The following is a 17,582-nucleotide window of genomic DNA, read 5'->3' as shown; positions in this document are numbered from 1 at the left end:
ACCGGCGGCCCCTCCCCCGCCCGCGTGGGGCGGGGGAAACCCCGGACATGCGCATCGAGCTGCGCACATGCAGTACGTTCGGGGCATGTCCCAGCCCGCCAAGTCCTCACGTACACCAGCCACGACCGACGCGCCGGAAAGTGCCGCGGGCTCCCGCGCGGCGGCCCAGCGGCTCAAGATGCGCCGGGAACTGGCGGCCGCGGCCATGGAGTTGTTCGCGACCAAGGGGTACGAGGCGACCACCGTCGACGAGATCGCGGCCGCGGCCGGGGTCGCCCGCCGCACCTTCTTCCGCCACTTCCGCTCCAAGGAAGAGGCGATCTTCCCCGACCACGACGACACCCTGATCCGCGCCGAGGCGGTGCTGAACGCCGCCCCCGCGCACGAGCATCCGCTCGACACGGTGTGCCGCGGCATCAAGGAAGTCATGAAGATGTACGCGGCCAGGCCGGAGATCTCGGTCGCCCGCTACAAGCTCACGCGCGAGGTGCCCACCCTGCGCGAGGCGGAGATCGCGTCGGTGGCCCGCTACGAGCGCCTCTTCACCCGCTACCTCCTCGGACACTTCGACGAGCACGCCCACGACGACGACGCCAACGACGACCCGCTGCTGGCCGAGGTCGCCGCGTCCGCCGTGGTCACCGCCCACAACCACGTGCTGCGGCGCTGGCTCAGGGCCGGCGGCCAGGGCGACGTGGAGGCGCAGCTCGACCACGCCTTCGCGATCGTGCGCAAGACGTTCGGGACGGGCATCGGGGCCGGGCGCGGCAGCGCCACCGCCGCCAGGCCGGCCCCCGCGGCGGTCTCCGCGCAGGGCGAGGTCCTGGTGACGGTCGCCCGCACCGACGCCCCGCTGGACGAGGTCATGCGGACCATCGAGCAGGCGCTCAAGGAGCGCTGAACCCGCTCCTCCGCAGCCGGAGCCCTGTGACGACGGCCACCCGCCCGGGTGGCCGTTTTGGCATGTCAGAGCCCCTTTTCGCGCGGATTTCAGCGGCCGTTCGATCGATCATCGCTCATTTGTTACGTAAAGATTTCAGCTGAGAGGAAGTTCTGGCACTCAGTGCCTTGCGGGGTGACACGCGGTGTCATACGTTGAAGGTGTCCGGGCGGCCGGCGTGCAGAGACCTTTCGTACGTCGGCTGTCCCCGCAAGCCAATGGCCTGCGCGCCCGGACGCCTGCGTCACAGGCAACCTCCCGCGCCACAAAGCGCTGCCGAACAGCACCACCGCCGAACCGACGGCACTTCCCCGAAAAACCCTCAGCAGCACCGACGTAACCCTCAGCGCCCCTCCCTCAGGGCGCACACCGCCGGAGGCAACACCGTGACCGTGAAGGACATCCTGGCCGCGATCCAGTCGCCGGACTCCACGTCCGCCGACTTCGCCGCTCTGCCGCTCCCCGAGTCGTACCGCGCGATCACCGTGCACAAGGACGAGACGGAGATGTTCGCGGGCCTCGCGACCCGCGACAAGGACCCCCGCAAGTCGATCCACCTGGACGAGGTGCCGCTGCCGGAGCTCGGTCCGGGCGAGGCCCTGGTGGCCGTCATGGCCTCCTCGGTCAACTACAACTCCGTGTGGACGTCGATCTTCGAGCCGCTGTCGACGTTCGGCTTCCTGGAGCGCTACGGCCGCACGAACGAGCTGGCCAAGCGGCACGACCTGCCGTACCACATCATCGGCTCCGACCTCGCGGGCGTCGTCCTGCGCACCGGCCCCGGCGTCAACGCCTGGAAGCCCGGTGACGAGGTCGTCGCGCACTGTCTGTCCGTCGAGCTGGAGTCGTCGGACGGCCACAACGACACGATGCTCGACCCGGAGCAGCGCATCTGGGGCTTCGAGACCAACTTCGGCGGCCTCGCCGAGATCGCGCTGGTCAAGTCCAACCAGCTGATGCCGAAGCCGGACCACCTGAGCTGGGAGGAGGCCGCCGCGCCCGGGCTGGTCAACTCGACCGCCTACCGGCAGCTGGTCTCCCGCAACGGCGCCGGCATGAAGCAGGGCGACAACGTCCTCATCTGGGGCGCGAGCGGCGGACTCGGCTCCTACGCCACGCAGTTCGCGCTCGCGGGCGGCGCCAACCCGATCTGTGTCGTCTCCAGCGAGCAGAAGGCGGAGATCTGCCGCTCGATGGGCGCGGAGGCGATCATCGACCGCACCGCCGAGGACTACAAGTTCTGGAAGGACGAGCACACCCAGGACCCCAAGGAGTGGAAGCGCTTCGGCAAGCGCATCCGCGAGCTCACCGGCGGCGAGGACGTCGACATCGTCTTCGAGCACCCCGGCCGCGAGACCTTCGGCGCCTCCGTGTACGTCACCCGCAAGGGCGGCACCATCGTCACCTGCGCCTCCACCTCGGGCTACAACCACGAGTACGACAACCGCTACCTGTGGATGTCCCTGAAGCGGATCATCGGCTCGCACTTCGCGAACTACCGCGAGGCCTGGGAGGCCAACCGCCTCATCGCCAAGGGCAAGATCCACCCGACCCTGTCGAAGGTCTACTCCCTGGAGGAGACCGGCCAGGCCGCCTACGACGTGCACCGCAACCTCCACCAGGGCAAGGTGGGCGTGCTGTGCCTGGCGCCCGAGGAGGGCCTGGGCGTGCGCGACGAGGCCAAGCGCGCCCAGCACATCGACGCCATCAACCGCTTCCGGAACATCTGAGGACCGCGGAGGCCATAGATGACTGAGCGTCAGAAGGACCGGCCGTGGCTCATGCGCACCTACGCCGGTCACTCCACGGCGGAGGCGTCCAACGAGCTGTACCGGCGCAACCTCGCCAAGGGCCAGACGGGTCTGTCGGTCGCGTTCGACCTGCCGACCCAGACCGGCTACGACTCCGACCACATCCTCGCCCGCGGCGAGGTCGGCCGGGTCGGCGTGCCGGTCGCGCACCTCGGTGACATGCGCCGGCTGTTCCAGGACATCCCCCTGGAGCAGATGAACACCTCGATGACGATCAACGCCACCGCCATGTGGCTGCTGGCGCTCTACCAGGTCGTCGCGGAGGAGCAGGGCGCGGACGTCACCCAGCTCCAGGGCACGACCCAGAACGACATCGTCAAGGAGTACCTGTCCCGCGGCACCCATGTGTTCCCGCCGGGGCCGTCGCTCCGTCTGACGACGGACATGATCGCGTACACGGTCTCCCACCTCCCGAAGTGGAACCCGATCAACATCTGCAGCTACCACCTGCAGGAGGCGGGGGCCACGCCGGTCCAGGAGATCGCGTACGCGATGTCCACCGCGATCGCCGTCCTCGACGCCGTGCGCGACAGCGGCCAGGTCCCGCAGGAGCGCATCGGCGACGTCGTCGGCCGTATCTCCTTCTTCGTGAACGCGGGCGTCCGCTTCATCGAGGAGATGTGCAAGATGCGGGCGTTCGGCCGCATCTGGGACCGGATCACGCGTGAGCGGTACGGCATCGAGAACCCCAAGCACCGCCGCTTCCGCTACGGCGTCCAGGTCAACTCCCTCGGTCTGACCGAGGCGCAGCCGGAGAACAACGTCCAGCGGATCGTCCTCGAGATGCTGGCCGTGACCCTCTCGAAGGACGCACGCGCGCGTGCCGTGCAGCTGCCCGCCTGGAACGAGGCCCTGGGCCTGCCCCGCCCCTGGGACCAGCAGTGGTCGCTGCGCATCCAGCAGGTCCTCGCCCACGAGAGCGACCTGCTGGAGTACGAGGACATCTTCGAGGGCTCGAAGGTCATCGAGGCCAAGGTGGCCGAGCTGGTCGAGGAGTCGCTCGCGGAGATCGAGCGGATCCAGGAGATGGGCGGCGCGATGGCCGCCGTCGAGTCGGGCTACCTCAAGTCGCAGCTCGTCTCCTCGCACGCCGAGCGCCGGGCCCGTATCGAGTCCGGGCAGGAGAAGATCGTCGGCGTCAACATCTTCGAGACGACCGAGCCGAACCCCCTGACCGCCGACCTCGACACGGCGATCCAGACGGTCGACCCGGCCGTCGAGGCCCGCGTGATCGCCTCCCTCCAGCACTGGCGCGACACCCGTTACCAACCGCCCTTCAACCACCCGCGCCCCTGCAAGGCGCTGGAGCGGCTGAAGGAGGCCGCCAAGGGCACCGACAACCTCATGGAGGCCACCCTGGAGTGCGCCCGCGCCGGCGTCACGACCGGCGAGTGGGCCGGGGCCCTGCGCGAGGTGTTCGGCGAGTTCCGCGCGCCGACGGGAGTCTCGTCGGCGCCGGTGGCGATTCCCGCCGAGGAGGGCTCGGCCCTCGCCGAGGTGCGCCGAAAGGTGGACCTGACGGCGAAGGACCTGGGCGTCGGCAAGCTGCGCTTCCTGGTCGGCAAGCCCGGCCTGGACGGGCACTCCAACGGCGCCGAGCAGATCGCCGTCCGCGCGCGGGACGCCGGCTTCGAGGTGGTCTACCAGGGCATCCGGCTCACGCCCGAGCAGATCGTGGACGCGGCCCTCGCCGAGGACGTGCACGCGGTCGGCCTGTCCATCCTCTCCGGCTCGCACGCCCAGCTGGTGCCGGACGTGCTGGAGCGGCTGCGTGTGGCCGGTGCCACAGATATACCGGTGATCGCCGGTGGCATCATCCCGAACGGTGATGCCGAGCAGCTCAGGGCAGCCGGAGTGGCCGCGGTCTTCACCCCGAAGGACTTCGACATCACCGGAATCATCGGCCGCATCGTCGACGAGATCCGGAAAGCGAACAAGCTCGACCCCCTGGAGGTCCCCGCATGACCGTCAACCGTCTCCGCCCGCGGCGCTCCTGCCTGGCGGTACCGGGCTCGAACCCGCGCTTCCTGGAGAAGGCGCAGGGCCTCCCGGCGGACCAGGTCTTCCTCGACCTGGAGGACGCGTGCGCGCCGCTCGCCAAGCCCGAGGCGCGGCACACCATCGTCAAGTTCCTCAACGAGGGCGACTGGACGGGCAAGACGCGGGTCGTGCGCGTCAACGACTGGACGACCGAGTGGACGTACCGCGACGTCGTCACGGTCGTCGAGGGCGCCGGCCAGAACCTCGACTGCATCATGCTGCCGAAGGTGCAGGACGCCCAGCAGATCGTCGCCCTCGACCTGCTCCTGACGCAGATCGAGAAGACCATGGGCTTCGAGGTCGGCCGCATCGGCATCGAGGCGCAGATCGAGAACGCCCAGGGCCTCAACAACGTCAACGAGATCGCGCAGGCCTCCCCGCGCGTCGAGACGATCATCTTCGGCCCGGCCGACTTCATGGCGTCCATCAACATGAAGTCGCTGGTCGTGGGCGAGCAGCCGCCCGGCTACCCGGCGGACGCCTACCACTACATCCTGATGAAGATCCTGATGGCCGCCCGCGCCAACAACCTCCAGGCGATCGACGGCCCCTACCTGCAGATCCGCAACGTCGACGGCTACCGCGAGGTCGCCCAGCGCGCCGCCGCCCTCGGCTTCGACGGCAAGTGGGTGCTGCACCCGGGCCAGGTCGAGGCCTCCAACGAGATCTTCTCGCCCTCCCAGGAGGACTACGACCACGCCGAGCTGATCCTGGACGCGTACGACTACTACACGTCCGAGGCCGGCGGGAAGAAGGGCTCCGCGATGCTCGGCGACGAGATGATCGACGAGGCCAGCCGCAAGATGGCCCTGGTCATCGCGGGCAAGGGCCGTGCGGCGGGTATGCAGCGCACCGGCAAGTTCGAGATCCCGGAGGCGTGACGACCATGCAGTTCGGACGCACCTACGAGGAGTTCGAGGTCGGGGCGACGTACAAGCACTGGCCGGGCAAGACGGTCACGGAGTACGACGACCATCTCTTCTGTCTCCTCACCATGAACCACCACCCGCTCCACATGGACACGAACTATGCGGAGAAGACGACGGACTTCGGCAAGAACGTCGTCGTCGGGAACTACATCTACTCGCTCCTGCTCGGCATGTCCGTGCCGGACGTCTCCGGCAAGGCCATCGCCAACCTGGAGATCGAGTCGCTCAAGCACGTGGCGCCGACCTTCCACGGCGACACGATCTACGGCGAGACGACCGTGCTCGACAAGTGGCCGTCGAAGTCGAAGAACGACCGCGGCATCGTGTACGTCGAGACCAAGGGCTACAAGCAGGACGGCACGCTCGTGTGCGTGTTCCGCCGCAAGGTGATGGTGCCGACCGAGACGTACATCAAGGAGCGCGGCGGCGAGCAGCCCGGCCGCCCGGAGCTGAACGCCCCTTCGGAAAAGACGGAGAAGTAATCATGGCGCGACTCGCCCAGACCGCCGGTCTGACCGACGTCCAGCAGGAGATCCTCTCCACCGTCCGCGACTTCGTGGACAAGGAGATCATCCCGGTCGCGACCGAGCTGGAGCACCGCGACGAGTACCCGCAGCAGATCGTCGACGGTCTGAAGGAGCTGGGCCTGTTCGGCCTGATGATCCCCGAGGAGTACGGGGGTCTGGGCGAGTCGCTCCTGACGTACGCGCTGTGCGTCGAGGAGATCGCCCGCGGCTGGATGTCCGTCTCCGGGATCATCAACACGCACTTCATCGTGGCGTACATGCTCAAGCAGCACGGCACGCAGGAGCAGAAGGACCACTTCCTGCCGAGGATGGCCGCCGGCGACATCCGGGGCGCCTTCTCGATGTCGGAGCCGGGCCTGGGCTCCGATGTGTCGGCGATCACATCGAAGGCGGTCAAGGACGGCGACGAGTACGTCCTGAACGGTCAGAAGATGTGGCTGACGAACGGTGGCACGTCCTCACTCGTGGCCGTTCTCGTGCGAAGTGACGAAGGACACCCCGAGGGCACCGCGCCCCACAAGTCGATGACGACCTTCCTCGTCGAGAAGGAACCCGGCTTCGGGGAGGTCCGCCCCGGCCTCACCATCCCGGGCAAGATCGAGAAGATGGGCTACAAGGGTGTCGACACCACCGAGCTCATCATGGATGGCCTGCGGATTCCCGCCGACCGGGTGCTCGGCGGGGTCACCGGCCGCGGTTTCTACCAGATGATGGACGGCGTGGAGGTCGGCCGCGTCAACGTCGCGGCGCGTGGCTGCGGTGTCGCTCAGCGTGCGTTCGAACTGGGTGTCCAGTACGCCCAGCAGCGGCACACCTTCGGCAAGCCGATCGCCCAGCACCAGGCCATCCAGTTCAAGCTGGCGGAGATGGCTACCAAGGTCGAGGCCGCCCATGCCATGATGGTGAACGCGGCACGCAAAAAGGACTCCGGGGAGCGAAACGACCTTGAAGCCGGGATGGCGAAGTACCTCGCCTCCGAGTACTGCAAGGAGGTCGTGGAGGATGCCTTCCGGATCCACGGCGGCTACGGCTTCTCCAAGGAGTACGAGATCGAGCGCCTCTACCGTGAGGCCCCGATGCTGCTGATCGGTGAAGGTACCGCCGAGATCCAGAAAATGATCATCGGCCGCAGGTTGCTCGAAGAGTATCGGTTCCAGGGCTAGATGTCAGGGTTGGGGGTGTTTTCTTCGAGAAGAAGATCACACCCCGTCAACCCCCTTCAGCCGCCGACTCGGCTTCCTGGCTTACCCAGTTGCGGCCCCGAACCGCTACGATCGCGTAAGGCCGCCGTCCCCCTGTCGAAGCGCGGCATCATCCGCTACGAAGGTCATCCATGCCCCACAGCCAAACCTCTGCACCTCGCGACAGCCTGGTCGGCGCACGCCTCGCGCGCGGAGCATCGCCGTGGCTCCTGCCGACCGTCGCCACCGCAGCCGTCAGCCTGGTCCGCGCCCGCCGCTCGGGTGTCGCCAAGGCCGTCGCCGTACCCGCCACCGCTCTCGCGGCGGGCATGCTGTGGTTCTTCCGCGACCCCGAGCGTGAGATCGCGCAGGGCCGGGTCATCTCCCCCGCCGACGGAGTGGTGCAGAGCATCATGCCGTGGAAGGACGGACGGACCCGGGTCGCGATCTTCATGAGCCCGCTCAACGTCCACGTCAACCGCGCGCCGCTCTCCGGCACCGTGACGTCCGTCGAGCACATCCCGGGCGGGTTCGTGCCGGCGTTCAACAAGGAGAGCGAGAACAACGAGCGCGTCGTCTGGCACTTCGACACCGAGCTCGGTGACATCGAGATGATCCAGATCGCCGGTGCGGTGGCCCGCCGTATCGTGCCCTACGTGCCGCAGGGCACGAAGGTCGAGCAGGGCGACCGGATCGGTCTGATCCGCTTCGGCTCGCGTGTCGACATCTACCTGCCCGAGGGCGTGGAGGTCGCGGTCGAGGTCGGGCAGAAGACCGTGGCAGGGGTGACTCGCATTGACCGTGATTGATCCTGACACCCAGGCGGGCTGGGTGCCCGAGGCGGACGAGGTGGACGAAGAGGAGGAGATGCCCCTCTCTCTCCGCCTCTCAATAGCGGACACCCTCACCCTCGGCAACGCCACGTGCGGCTTCATGGCGGTGTACTTCACCACCACCGGCATCCTGATCCCGGACCTCACCGGCAGCCCGGCGACCGGCATGACCCGCCACAGCGCGGCCACGGCGGTCATCCTGATGCTCTGCGCGGCGGTCTTCGACCTCTTCGACGGCCTGGTGGCGAGGAAGCTGCGCTCCTCCCCTATGGGCGCGGAGCTGGACAACCTCTCCGACCTGATCAGCTTCGGCCTCGCGCCGGCGTACTTCGTCCTGGTCTACGGCATGGTCGCCGACGACGCCCACCAGCGGGTGGCGGCGGTCGGCGCGATCGTCGTTCTGCTGGCGGTCGTCCTCAGGCTGGCGAGATTCTCCTGCGTGACGATGAAGGACGGCATGTTCCAGGGCATGCCCTCGCCGTTCGGCGCGCTGACGGTCGTCTCCATCGTGCTGCTGGAGCTGCCGTTCGTGGCGACGCTCCTCGCCATCCTCGGCACGGCCTGGCTGATGGTGAGCCGGGTCGAGTACCCGAAGCCGCGGGGCCGCCTCGCCGGCGCGATGCTCTCCTGGATCGTGCTGTCGATGGGCCTCCTGGCCGCGTGGGCCTTCGACGCCCCCAGCGGCCAGCTGCTCCTCCAGACCGGCTGCGCCCTGCAGCTCGTCATGGGCGCGGTCATCCCGCTGTTCGCCACGGCCCGCCGGGTGAACAACTTCCGCGACAACCGGCGGGAGGCACGGGCGGCGCAGCTGCCCTGACGCTCCACCGGATGGGCCCCGAACCCGGGTCGGGTTCGGGGCCTTACGCATGCCCGGCACGGGCCTTCGGCGCCTGTCTCGGAGTCGGTGCGGGTGCCGGTGCCGGTGCCGGTGCCGGTGCCGCTGGGGGCTCCGCCCCCAGACCCCCGGCCTATGCCCACCCACCACCCGACTCGCTCGGAAGAAAGGTGACCGATCCAGACCGCCCGGCGTTCCAGGACGAGGCCGCCCACGGCCGACAGCGGGGGTCCGGGGACGGCAGCCCCCAGGTAACCGTCGGGTCAGGGCCCCCAACACTTGCCCAGCACCAGCACCGATGCGGGCCTCACCGGGGGCTGCCGCCATCAAACGCCCGGCCTATGCCCACCCACCATCCGACTCGCTCGGGATGACGGTGACCGATCCAGCCCGTCCGGCGTCTGAGGACGGGGGCCGTTCGGGGCGGAGCCTCGTGTGATCCGCGCCGGTGCAGGCTGGCCGGGGTGGAGGGGGCGGAGCCGCCTCGTGGGGTCGTAGGGGCGGAGCCCCTGGGGATGGGAAGGGTAGGGGCGGCGGGGGCGAGGGACTCGGTCAGGTGAGGAAGTCCCGGGCGATGCGCTCCGCGACCCGCTCCAGGATCGGACCGGCGTCCGCGATGCACGTCGCCACGTCCGGCTCGACCTCCGTCAGAGGGTAGGCCCGGCGGATGCCGGCGCGGTCCAGCGCCTCCGGCGGCAGGGCGAGGCGGCCGCAGACCGCGACGACCGTCTTGCCGGCCGCGCGGGCGGCCGCGGCGACGCCTGCGGGCGCCTTGCCGTGGAGGGTCTGCTCGTCGAGAGAGCCCTCGCCGGTGATGACCAGCGACGCCCGCTCCAGCGCCGGCGCGAAGCCGAGGACGTCGAGCATGACCTCGATGCCGGCCCGGAAACGGGCACCGAGCAGGAGGGCGCCGTAGCCGATACCGCCCGCGGCCCCCGCGCCCGGCGCGGCGGCGTACTCCGCGGCCTTCGGGCCGACCGCCGCCTCCAGCGCCTTCGCGTAGTGCGCGAGCGCCGCGTCGAGCGTTGCGACGTCGTCCGGCGAGGCACCCTTCTGCGGGCCGTACACCGCCGCCGCGCCCTTCGGTCCGGTCAGCGGGTTGTCGACGTCGCTGGCCAGGATCAGCTCCACCGAGGACAGGCGCGGGTCGAGGCCGGTCAGGTCCGCGCGCCCCACGTCCGCGAGCCCGCCGCCGCCCGGGGCGACCGGCTCGCCGTCCTCGTCCAGGAAGCGGGCGCCCAGCGCGGACAGCATGCCCGCGCCGCCGTCGGTGGTGGCGCTGCCGCCCACGCCGAAGACGATCGTCCGCACCCCGGCGTCCAGCGCGGCGCGCAGCAGCTCGCCGGAGCCGTACGTGGAGGCCGTGAGCGGGGCGAAGACGCCGGCGGGGAGCCGTTGCAGACCGCTCGCCTCGGCCATCTCCACGACCGCGGTGTCGCCGCGCAGCGCGAACGCGGCGGTGACCTCGTTCCCGAGGGGGCCGGCGACCCGTACCTCCCGGCGTTCGAACCCGGCCGCGACCGCCGCGGCGACCGTGCCGTCGCCGCCGTCGGCGACGGGCAGGGCCTCGACCCCGACGTCCGGTACGACCCGGCGCAGCCCGGCCGTCACCCGCTCGGCGACCTGCACGGCCGTCAGCGACCCCTTGAACTTGTCCGCGGCCACGAGCACCCCGCGGGTGCCCTGCGCTGCAGCGTCCGCCACCTTGCATCCCCTTGCTCTCCGGGCCCGCGCACGTCAGGGCCAGTCGCGCCGCAGTGACCTTAACCGGAGGACGCCCCCGCCGTCATGCGCTCCCGGGCCCCGGAAGACACCGCGACGGCGCGGTCGTCCCCGGAATCGGGTAAACCGGAGCTATGACCCCTGTGGGCACCGATCAGGAGCTCGCCGACCGTGTCCTCGGCGGCTGGACGGGCCGGATCGCCGGCAACATGCTCGGCAAACCGGTCGAGCAGGGCGACCTGTGGACGCGCGAGCGTATCGACCGCTACCTGCGGCTGGCCGCCGCCCTGCCGCTCACCGACTATCTGCCCGAACCGGCCGCCGAGGACGACGGCCCGCCGCTGCGCCCCGAGTGGCGCGACTGCGTCCGCGGCCGTATCCACGGCAGCTGCCGCGACGACGACATCGACTACGCCATCCTCGGCCTGGACCTGCTGGAGACCCACGGTTTCGGCTTCAGCACCGAGCAGGTCGGCGACCTGTGGCTGCTGCGACTGCCGTATCTGCAGACGTTCACGGCGGAGCGGGCGGCGTACCGCAACCTCGCCAACGGGCTCAAGCCGCCGCTGACGGCCACCTACGACAACCCGTACCAGGAGTGGATCGGTGCGCTGATCCGCGCGGACGTCTACGGCTGGACCTGCCCGGGAGTCCCGCGCCGGGCCGCCTCGCTGGCCCGGCGGGACGCGGTGCTGTCCCACACCGGCAACGGCGTGTACGGCGCGATGTGGGCGGCGGCGCTGATCTCGGCCGCGTTCACGGCTCCGACGGTGCGCCGCGCCGTGGACGAGGCGCTGGCCGTGATCCCGGCGAGCAGTCGCCTCGCCCGCACCGTACGCCGGGTCGTCTCGCTCCACGACACCCGTATGACCTGGGAGGACACGCTCACCACGGTCGCGGAGGAGACGGCGGGCCTCGGCTGGATCCACGTGGTCCCGAACGTCGCCGTCCTCACCGCGGGGCTCCTGTACGGCGACGGCGACTTCACGCGCACCATCACCCTCACCGTCCGCGGCGGACTGGACACCGACTCCAACGGCGCGACGGCCGGGTCGGTCGTCGGCGTCCTGAACGGGGCGGAGGCGATCCCGGGCCACTGGAAGGAGCCCCTGGAGGACACCGTGCGCAGCGCCGTTTTCGGCTTCGACGGGGTGCGGATCAGCGAGTTGGCGGAGCGGACGGTGCGGCTGGTGGAGGAGGAGGTCTAGGTCTCTGGTCGCGCAGGTGACGCACCGGCGTCTGCGTACGACACTGTTGCTCATCCGGCCGTACTGTGACCTAATCGGATCGCTGGCGATACGGATCTTGGCGGTACTGCGCCGCGCCGGAGGGAGCGGCTCGTATGCACGGGGATGTGACCACGGGCGGCGACGAGGTGACCGCGGCGCCGGGCGGGCTGCTGGACCTTCTCAGGGTCGCGGCCGTGGTTCTCGACGGGCTCGGGCACATCGCGCTGTGGAGCCCCGAGATCGAGCACCTGCTCGGCTACTCCGCGGCCGAGGCACTCGGCCAGCGCGCCGATCTGCTGCTGGTCTCCCCCGAGAACCGGCCGCGGGGCAGGGAGCTCTTCGGCCAGGTCCGGTCGGGTGCCCGGTGGGCGGGTGTCTTCCCGCTGCGGCACCGGGACGGCACGGAACGCGCCGTCGAGTTCCGCACGATGCGGCTGCTGGACAGCGAGGGGCAGCCCCATCTGCTCGGGCTGGCGACGGACGCGACGACCGTGCGGGGTGTGGAGCGGGATCTGGCTCTCTCCCACAGCCTGGTCAACCAGACCCCTCTGGGCATCGCCGTCTTCGACAACGACCTGCGCTGGGTGGGCGTCAATCCCGCACTCGAACGCATGAACGGCGTTCCCGAGTCGGCCGTGATCGGCCGCCGGGTGCGGGAGGTGCTGCCGGATCTGGACGTGGAGGCCATCGAGGCCCGGATGCGGCATGTGCTGGAGACCGGCAAGCCCCTGCTCGACCAGCAGACCATCGGCCGTACGGTGGCGGACGCCGAGGACCGCGCGTACTCGGAGTCGTACCACCGCATCGAGGACACGAACGGCCGGGTGCTCGGTCTCGCGATGGCCGTCCTGGACGTCACCGAACGCCAGCAGGCCGCGGCCGAGGTCGCGCAGGCGCGGCGGCGTCTGGCCGTGATCGCGGACGCCGGAGTGCGGATCGGCACGACGCTGGACCTCCGGCAGACAGCCCGGGAGCTCACCGACGTGACGGTGCCGCACGTGGCGGACCTGGCGGCCGTCGACGTCCTGGAGTCCGTGGTGGCCCACGGCACGATCACGCCCGTCACGGGTGACGCGCCCGCCGAGTTCCGGGCGCTGGCCGTCGCGGCCGGCTATCCCACCGACGCCATCCACGCCGCCGACCCGGTCGGGGAGCTGGCCACCTACGGTTCCTCGCGGATCATCACCCAGTGCGTCCGCAACGCCCGGCCGGTCCTCGTCGAGCGGGTGGACGGGCAGATCATGCGGCGCATCGCCCGGGACGCCCGGGCCGCCCAGACGCTGCACGAGGCCGGCGTGCACTCCTATCTGGCGCTGCCGCTGATGGCGCGGGGAAGGGTGCTGGGCACCCTCAGCCTGTACCGCACCGTCAACGAGCGGCCCTTCGACGAGCAGGACCGTGTCCTCGCCTCGGAACTCGCCGCACGGGCCGCGATCTGCTTCGACAACGCCCGTCTCTACGGGCGGGAGCGCACCGCGGCCCTGACGCTGCAGCGCAGCCTGCTCCCGTCGGCGCCGGTCCAGCGGGAGGGGCTCGACATCGCCGCCCGCTACCGACCGGCGCTGAGCGAGGTCGGCGGCGACTGGTACGACGTGCTGGCGCTGGGGCCGGGACGCACCGGGCTCGTGGTCGGGGACGTGATGGGCAAGGGCGTCCAGGCCGCGGCGATCATGGGGCAGCTGAGCACCGCCGCGCGTGCGCTGGCCCGCCTCGATCTGCCGCCCGCCGAGCTGCTGGGCCACCTCGACGACATCGCCGGTTCCCTCGGTGACGCGATCGCCACCTGCGTCTACGCCGTGTGCGACCTGGGCAGCGGCACCTGCGCCCTGTCCAGCGCCGGTCATCTGCCGCCCGTCCTGGCCACGGCCGACGGCGCCGCGCGACTCGTCGACGTCCCCGGGGGCGTACCCCTCGGGGTGGGCGGCGTGGACTTCTCCACCGTGGAGCTGGAGCTCGCCCCCGGCTCGCTGCTCGCCCTCTACACCGACGGACTGGTCGAGAACCGCCGCGAACCGATCGACGCCGGCCTCACCACCCTGACCCGCCTCCTCCAGACCCCGGACCCCTGTCTGGAGAAGACCGGCGACACCCTCCTCAACGCCCTGCGCCCGGAACCCGACGACGACGTCGCCCTCCTCCTGGTCCGTGCCCGCGCCTGAGCGCGGGGCACCGGCACCGGCCCTCGTTCCCGTCCGCCTCAGGGGCGGGCTTCGGCGGCGGCCTTCAGGTCGCGCAGCCACGCCTCGAGGCCCGCGCCGAGGGCGGCGGTCGCGGTGGGGACGTCGGCCTCCACCTGGGCGCCGGTCCAGGTCTCCTCGGTGTGGACGCGGACGCCGCCCTCGACCTTGGTGAAGGTCCACAGGTGAACGCCCTCGTCGATGCGCAGCCCGTCGCCGGTCGCGGGTCCGCTCCACAGGACGCACTGCCGGTCCTTCAGTTCCCGGACGGTGGAGGTGATCTCCAGGGTGGTGGCGGGGGTCGTGGGGGTGGCGGGCGCGGGGGTGGTCCAGTGGAACCGCGAGCCCTTCCGGAGGCGGCCGGCGTCGAGGCGTTCGGCGGTGGTGACGGGCGGCTGCCAGGCCGGCCAGCGTTCGATGTCGGTCTGCAGCTTCCAGACGGTGCTGAGCGGCGCGTCGATCACGATGTCGGACCGGTAGCGGATCAGGGCGGTGGCGTCGACGCCTTCCCCGCGGCAGGAGGACGGACCGCTGTGGTGAGCGGGCCGGGTCTGGGCGGGTGCGGCCTGGGCGGCCGGGAGGGTGCTCCCGAGGACGCCGGCGACGGCGAGCGGGATCGTGAGGACGGCGGAGCGCGTCCTGAGCATGGTTTTTCTCCTGGGTGAGCGGTGGTGTGCGGCTGAGTGCGTGATCGGACGCGCTACGAGTTCAGTACGACCTTTCCGGCCACCGTGCCGGACTCCGCCAGTCGCAGGGCGTCGGCGACGCGGGTCAGCGGCAGCTGGGCGGCGATCCGGGCGTCGACGTCACCGCGCTGCAGGGCTGCGAACACCTCGGTGAGGTCGGCGCGCAGCCGGGCCCGGAACCGGTTCCTGGCCAGGGCCCGCCCGGCCCAGACGTTGTAGAAGTAGGCCCGGCGGCGGTTGGGCAGCGCGTTCCACAGCCACACCCGGCCGAGCAGCTTGAGCACGGGCCACTGCTTGGAGCCCTCGTCGTCCCGGGTGGAGGCGCTGCCGTACGAGACGAGCGTGCCGCCGGGTGCGAGGAGGCGCCAGGAGTCGACGATGCCCCGGCCGCCGACGTGGTCGAAGACGGCGTCCACGCCGCCGGGGGCGAGTTCGCGGATGCGCGCGGCGACGTCCTGCCTGCGGTAGTCGAGGGGGAGGACGCCCAGTTCCCGCAGGGCGTCGTGGTGGCGCGCGGACGCCGTGCCGATCACCCGCGCGCCCGCGGCCCGCGCCAGCTGGACCAGGACCGAGCCGACGCCGCCGTTGGCGCCGTGCACCACGATGGTCTGTCCCGCGCGGACGCGTGCCGTGCGGTGCAGCATCTGCCAGGCGGTGACGCCGTTGACCACCAGGGTCTCGGCCTGCGCCGCGTCGATCCCGTCGGGCACCGGCACCACGTCCGCCGCGTCGACGAGCACATGGCTGGCCCAGCCGCCGACCTTGACCAGCGCGGCCACCCGGGTGCCGGCCAGGCCCGGCTCGACGCCCTCGCCGGTCGCCTGGACGGTGCCGACGAGGTCGTAGCCGGGCACGAAGGGGAACGGCGGCTGGTCGTAGTACCGGCCGCGGCGCATCTGCTGTTCGGCGAAGGAGACGCCGGTGGCCTCCATGCGGATCACGACCTGTCCGGGCCCCGGCGCGGGAACGGCCCCGTGCCGGATCTGCAGCCCCTCCGGCTCCACCTTGCCGGGCAGGACGACCTCGACGAGTTCTTCGGTGTTCATGACGACCTCCACTGCTCAGGGCGCTGGGTTACTTGCTCTTGCGTTCGTTAGAAGTTGTAACTCATCACTGAGGGGAGGGTCAATAGCTTGCGTGATAGCCTCTAACTCAATCTTCAGGTCGTAGCGACGCAGGGAAGTGGCGGGAGGCCGGCAGAGCAGTGGCGGAGAAGACGGGCACGAAGACCCCGCGCGAGCGCTACCGCGGTCAGGTGCGCGCGGAGATCAAGGAACACGCCTGGGAGCAGATCGCCACGGCGGGGGCGTCCGCGCTCTCCCTCAACGCGATCGCCAAGCAGATGGGCATGAGCGGACCCGCCCTCTACCGGTACTTCGCCGGCCGCGACGAGCTGATCACCGAGCTCGTCAGGGACGCGTACCGCAGTCTCGCGGACACCTTCCGCACGGCCTCCGCCTCCGGCGCCGACGTCGCCGGGCTGGCGCACGCTCTGCGCGGCTGGGCGCTGGACGACCCCCAGCGGTACTTCCTCGTCTACGGCACACCCGTCCCGGGCTACCACGCGCCCGACGACGTCACCACGATCGCGTCCGAGATCATGGCGACCCTGCTCGACGCCTGCGCCGCGCTGCCCCCGGGCGACGCCGCGACGCCGTTCGAGACGTATCTCGAAGGCCACCGGCAGTGGGCGGACGGCCACCCCGCCCCGCCCGCGGCCCTCCACCGGGCCCTGAACTTCTGGACCCGGCTGCACGGGGTCCTGTCCCTGGAACTCGCGGGCCACTTCACCGGGATGGGCTTCGACCCCCGGCTCCTCTTCGCAGCCGAACTGGACGCCCTGCTCGCACAGTGAATCCCCGTGCCCTCGCCGGCGGCGCCGGGACCGGCCACGGTTCGCCGCCAGCCGCGCCGGGCGACGAGCCGGGGGCGGCCGCGGAGCTGGTTACCCTTCCAGGATGACCACTGCTGACTACGCCGCGTACATCGCCTCCCTACCCCGTGTTCTCGCCGGCGCCGCCGCGCTCTTCCGGGACGCCGAGGGACGGGTACTGCTCGTGGAGCCCAACTACCGGGAGGGCTGGGCGCTTCCGGGCGGCACCATCGAGTCCGACGACGGTGAGACCCCGCGCCAGGGTGCCCGCCGGGAGACGCTCGAGGAGATCGGCCTCGACCGCGAGCTGGGCCGGCTGCTCGCGGTGGACTGGGTGCTCGGCGCACACCGGCCGCCGCTGGTGGCGTACGTGTACGACGGCGGGGTCCTCGCCGAGGAGGACCTCAAGGCGATCCGGCTGCAGGAGGAGGAGCTGCTGTCCTGGCGGCTGGTCCCGCGCGAGGAGATCCCCGACCATCTGCTGGGCTCGCTCGGCCACCGGGTGCTGGCCGCGCTCGACGCGCTGGCGGACGGCTCGGTGACGGCCGAGCTGGAGAACGGCCACCGGGTGGCCTGACCACCGGCGGCGTCAGCCCTCCACGTCGCGCGGCTTGGCGTCCACCGTCCGCAGCGCCTCGTCGCGCGTGGCCGTCCGCGCCTCGGTGCGGTGGCCGCGCTCGATGTAGTCGCGGACAACGAGCTCGACGGCGTCCTGGGGGCTGCCCACACCGGTGAGCACCATGACCTCGACGACGAGTTCGGCGTCGAGGGAGACAGTGACCTTGGCCATGGCCGGACG

Annotated in this window: 16 protein-coding genes; 12 read left to right on the top strand and 4 right to left on the bottom strand. The window is 70.9% G+C overall.

Going from position 1 to position 17,582, the window contains the following annotated elements:
• Positions 1-85 precede the first annotated feature (85 nt).
• The 8 genes from ACPT94_RS27510 to pssA all read left to right on the top strand — a co-directional run bounded on the left by ACPT94_RS27510 (position 86) and on the right by pssA (position 9,078).
• A complete protein-coding gene (locus ACPT94_RS27510) occupies positions 86-901 on the top strand; it encodes a TetR family transcriptional regulator (RefSeq protein WP_360330151.1) in 816 nt (271 codons plus the stop codon).
• Between the two features lie 431 nt (positions 902-1,332).
• The gene (ccrA, locus tag ACPT94_RS27505; RefSeq protein ID WP_360331104.1) at positions 1,333-2,670 is read left to right on the top strand and encodes a crotonyl-CoA carboxylase/reductase; all 1,338 of its coding nucleotides are present in this window, start codon (positions 1,333-1,335) and stop codon (positions 2,668-2,670) included.
• An 18-nt stretch (positions 2,671-2,688) separates the two neighbouring features.
• Complete coding sequence (locus tag ACPT94_RS27500) at positions 2,689-4,716, top strand: protein meaA (protein WP_425247075.1); 2,028 nt, start codon at positions 2,689-2,691, stop codon at positions 4,714-4,716.
• Entirely contained in the window at positions 4,713-5,672 is a 960-nt protein-coding gene (locus ACPT94_RS27495) for an HpcH/HpaI aldolase/citrate lyase family protein (RefSeq protein WP_360330157.1), read from the top strand. The genes ACPT94_RS27500 and ACPT94_RS27495 overlap by 4 nt, the downstream gene beginning before the upstream one ends.
• A 5-nt stretch (positions 5,673-5,677) precedes the next feature.
• Positions 5,678-6,202, top strand: coding sequence for a MaoC family dehydratase (locus tag ACPT94_RS27490; protein ID WP_425247074.1), 525 nt, complete (start codon positions 5,678-5,680; stop codon positions 6,200-6,202).
• A gap of 2 nt (positions 6,203-6,204) precedes the next feature.
• Positions 6,205-7,410, top strand: a complete 1,206-nt coding sequence (locus ACPT94_RS27485) for an acyl-CoA dehydrogenase family protein (RefSeq protein WP_100829130.1) — start codon at positions 6,205-6,207, stop codon at positions 7,408-7,410.
• 170 nt (positions 7,411-7,580) lie between these two features.
• Positions 7,581-8,237 (top strand): phosphatidylserine decarboxylase, encoded by a 657-nt coding sequence (locus tag ACPT94_RS27480; RefSeq protein ID WP_360330160.1) that lies wholly within the window; start codon positions 7,581-7,583, stop codon positions 8,235-8,237.
• A gap of 22 nt (positions 8,238-8,259) precedes the next feature.
• Positions 8,260-9,078 (top strand): CDP-diacylglycerol--serine O-phosphatidyltransferase, encoded by an 819-nt coding sequence (pssA, locus tag ACPT94_RS27475; protein WP_360331107.1) that lies wholly within the window; start codon positions 8,260-8,262, stop codon positions 9,076-9,078.
• 570 nt (positions 9,079-9,648) lie between these two features.
• On the opposite strand, the gene ACPT94_RS27470 is transcribed toward pssA, so the two are convergent.
• The gene (locus ACPT94_RS27470; RefSeq protein WP_425247117.1) at positions 9,649-10,767 is read right to left on the bottom strand and encodes a glycerate kinase; all 1,119 of its coding nucleotides are present in this window, start codon (positions 10,765-10,767) and stop codon (positions 9,649-9,651) included.
• A gap of 185 nt (positions 10,768-10,952) precedes the next feature.
• On the opposite strand from ACPT94_RS27470, the gene ACPT94_RS27465 reads away from it, so the two are divergent.
• Both ACPT94_RS27465 and ACPT94_RS27460 read left to right on the top strand, forming a co-directional pair.
• Entirely contained in the window at positions 10,953-12,026 is a 1,074-nt protein-coding gene (locus ACPT94_RS27465; RefSeq protein ID WP_360330163.1) for an ADP-ribosylglycohydrolase family protein, read from the top strand.
• 134 nt (positions 12,027-12,160) lie between these two features.
• The gene (locus ACPT94_RS27460) at positions 12,161-14,206 is read left to right on the top strand and encodes a SpoIIE family protein phosphatase (protein WP_425247073.1); all 2,046 of its coding nucleotides are present in this window, start codon (positions 12,161-12,163) and stop codon (positions 14,204-14,206) included.
• A 38-nt stretch (positions 14,207-14,244) separates the two neighbouring features.
• Here ACPT94_RS27460 and ACPT94_RS27455 read toward each other — a convergent pair whose 3' ends face one another.
• Positions 14,245-14,871 (bottom strand): SRPBCC family protein, encoded by a 627-nt coding sequence (locus ACPT94_RS27455; RefSeq protein WP_360330169.1) that lies wholly within the window; start codon positions 14,869-14,871, stop codon positions 14,245-14,247.
• Positions 14,872-14,924: 53 nt separating this feature from the next.
• Positions 14,925-15,956: a medium chain dehydrogenase/reductase family protein gene (locus tag ACPT94_RS27450; protein ID WP_425247072.1), complete on the bottom strand. Its 1,032-nt coding sequence runs from the start codon at positions 15,954-15,956 to the stop codon at positions 14,925-14,927.
• A 158-nt stretch (positions 15,957-16,114) separates the two neighbouring features.
• On the opposite strand from ACPT94_RS27450, the gene ACPT94_RS27445 reads away from it, so the two are divergent.
• Together ACPT94_RS27445 and ACPT94_RS27440 are read left to right on the top strand one after the other, a co-directional pair.
• Positions 16,115-16,765: a TetR/AcrR family transcriptional regulator gene (locus tag ACPT94_RS27445; protein WP_425247071.1), complete on the top strand. Its 651-nt coding sequence runs from the start codon at positions 16,115-16,117 to the stop codon at positions 16,763-16,765.
• 103 nt (positions 16,766-16,868) lie between these two features.
• Entirely contained in the window at positions 16,869-17,360 is a 492-nt protein-coding gene (locus ACPT94_RS27440) for an NUDIX domain-containing protein (RefSeq protein WP_360330177.1), read from the top strand.
• A 12-nt stretch (positions 17,361-17,372) separates the two neighbouring features.
• Here the strand turns inward: ACPT94_RS27440 and ACPT94_RS27435 are convergent, their stop codons facing one another.
• Positions 17,373-17,573 carry a type II toxin-antitoxin system VapB family antitoxin gene (locus tag ACPT94_RS27435; protein WP_360330183.1) on the bottom strand — a complete coding sequence of 67 codons (201 nt, stop codon included), beginning with the start codon at positions 17,571-17,573 and terminating at the stop codon, positions 17,373-17,375.
• Positions 17,574-17,582 lie beyond the last annotated feature (9 nt).

It is taken from the genome of Streptomyces aurantiaciflavus, from assembly GCF_049808595.1.
Taxonomy (GTDB): Bacteria; Actinomycetota; Actinomycetes; order Streptomycetales; family Streptomycetaceae; genus Streptomyces.
This window is presented reverse-complemented; position numbering and strand designations above follow the sequence as displayed.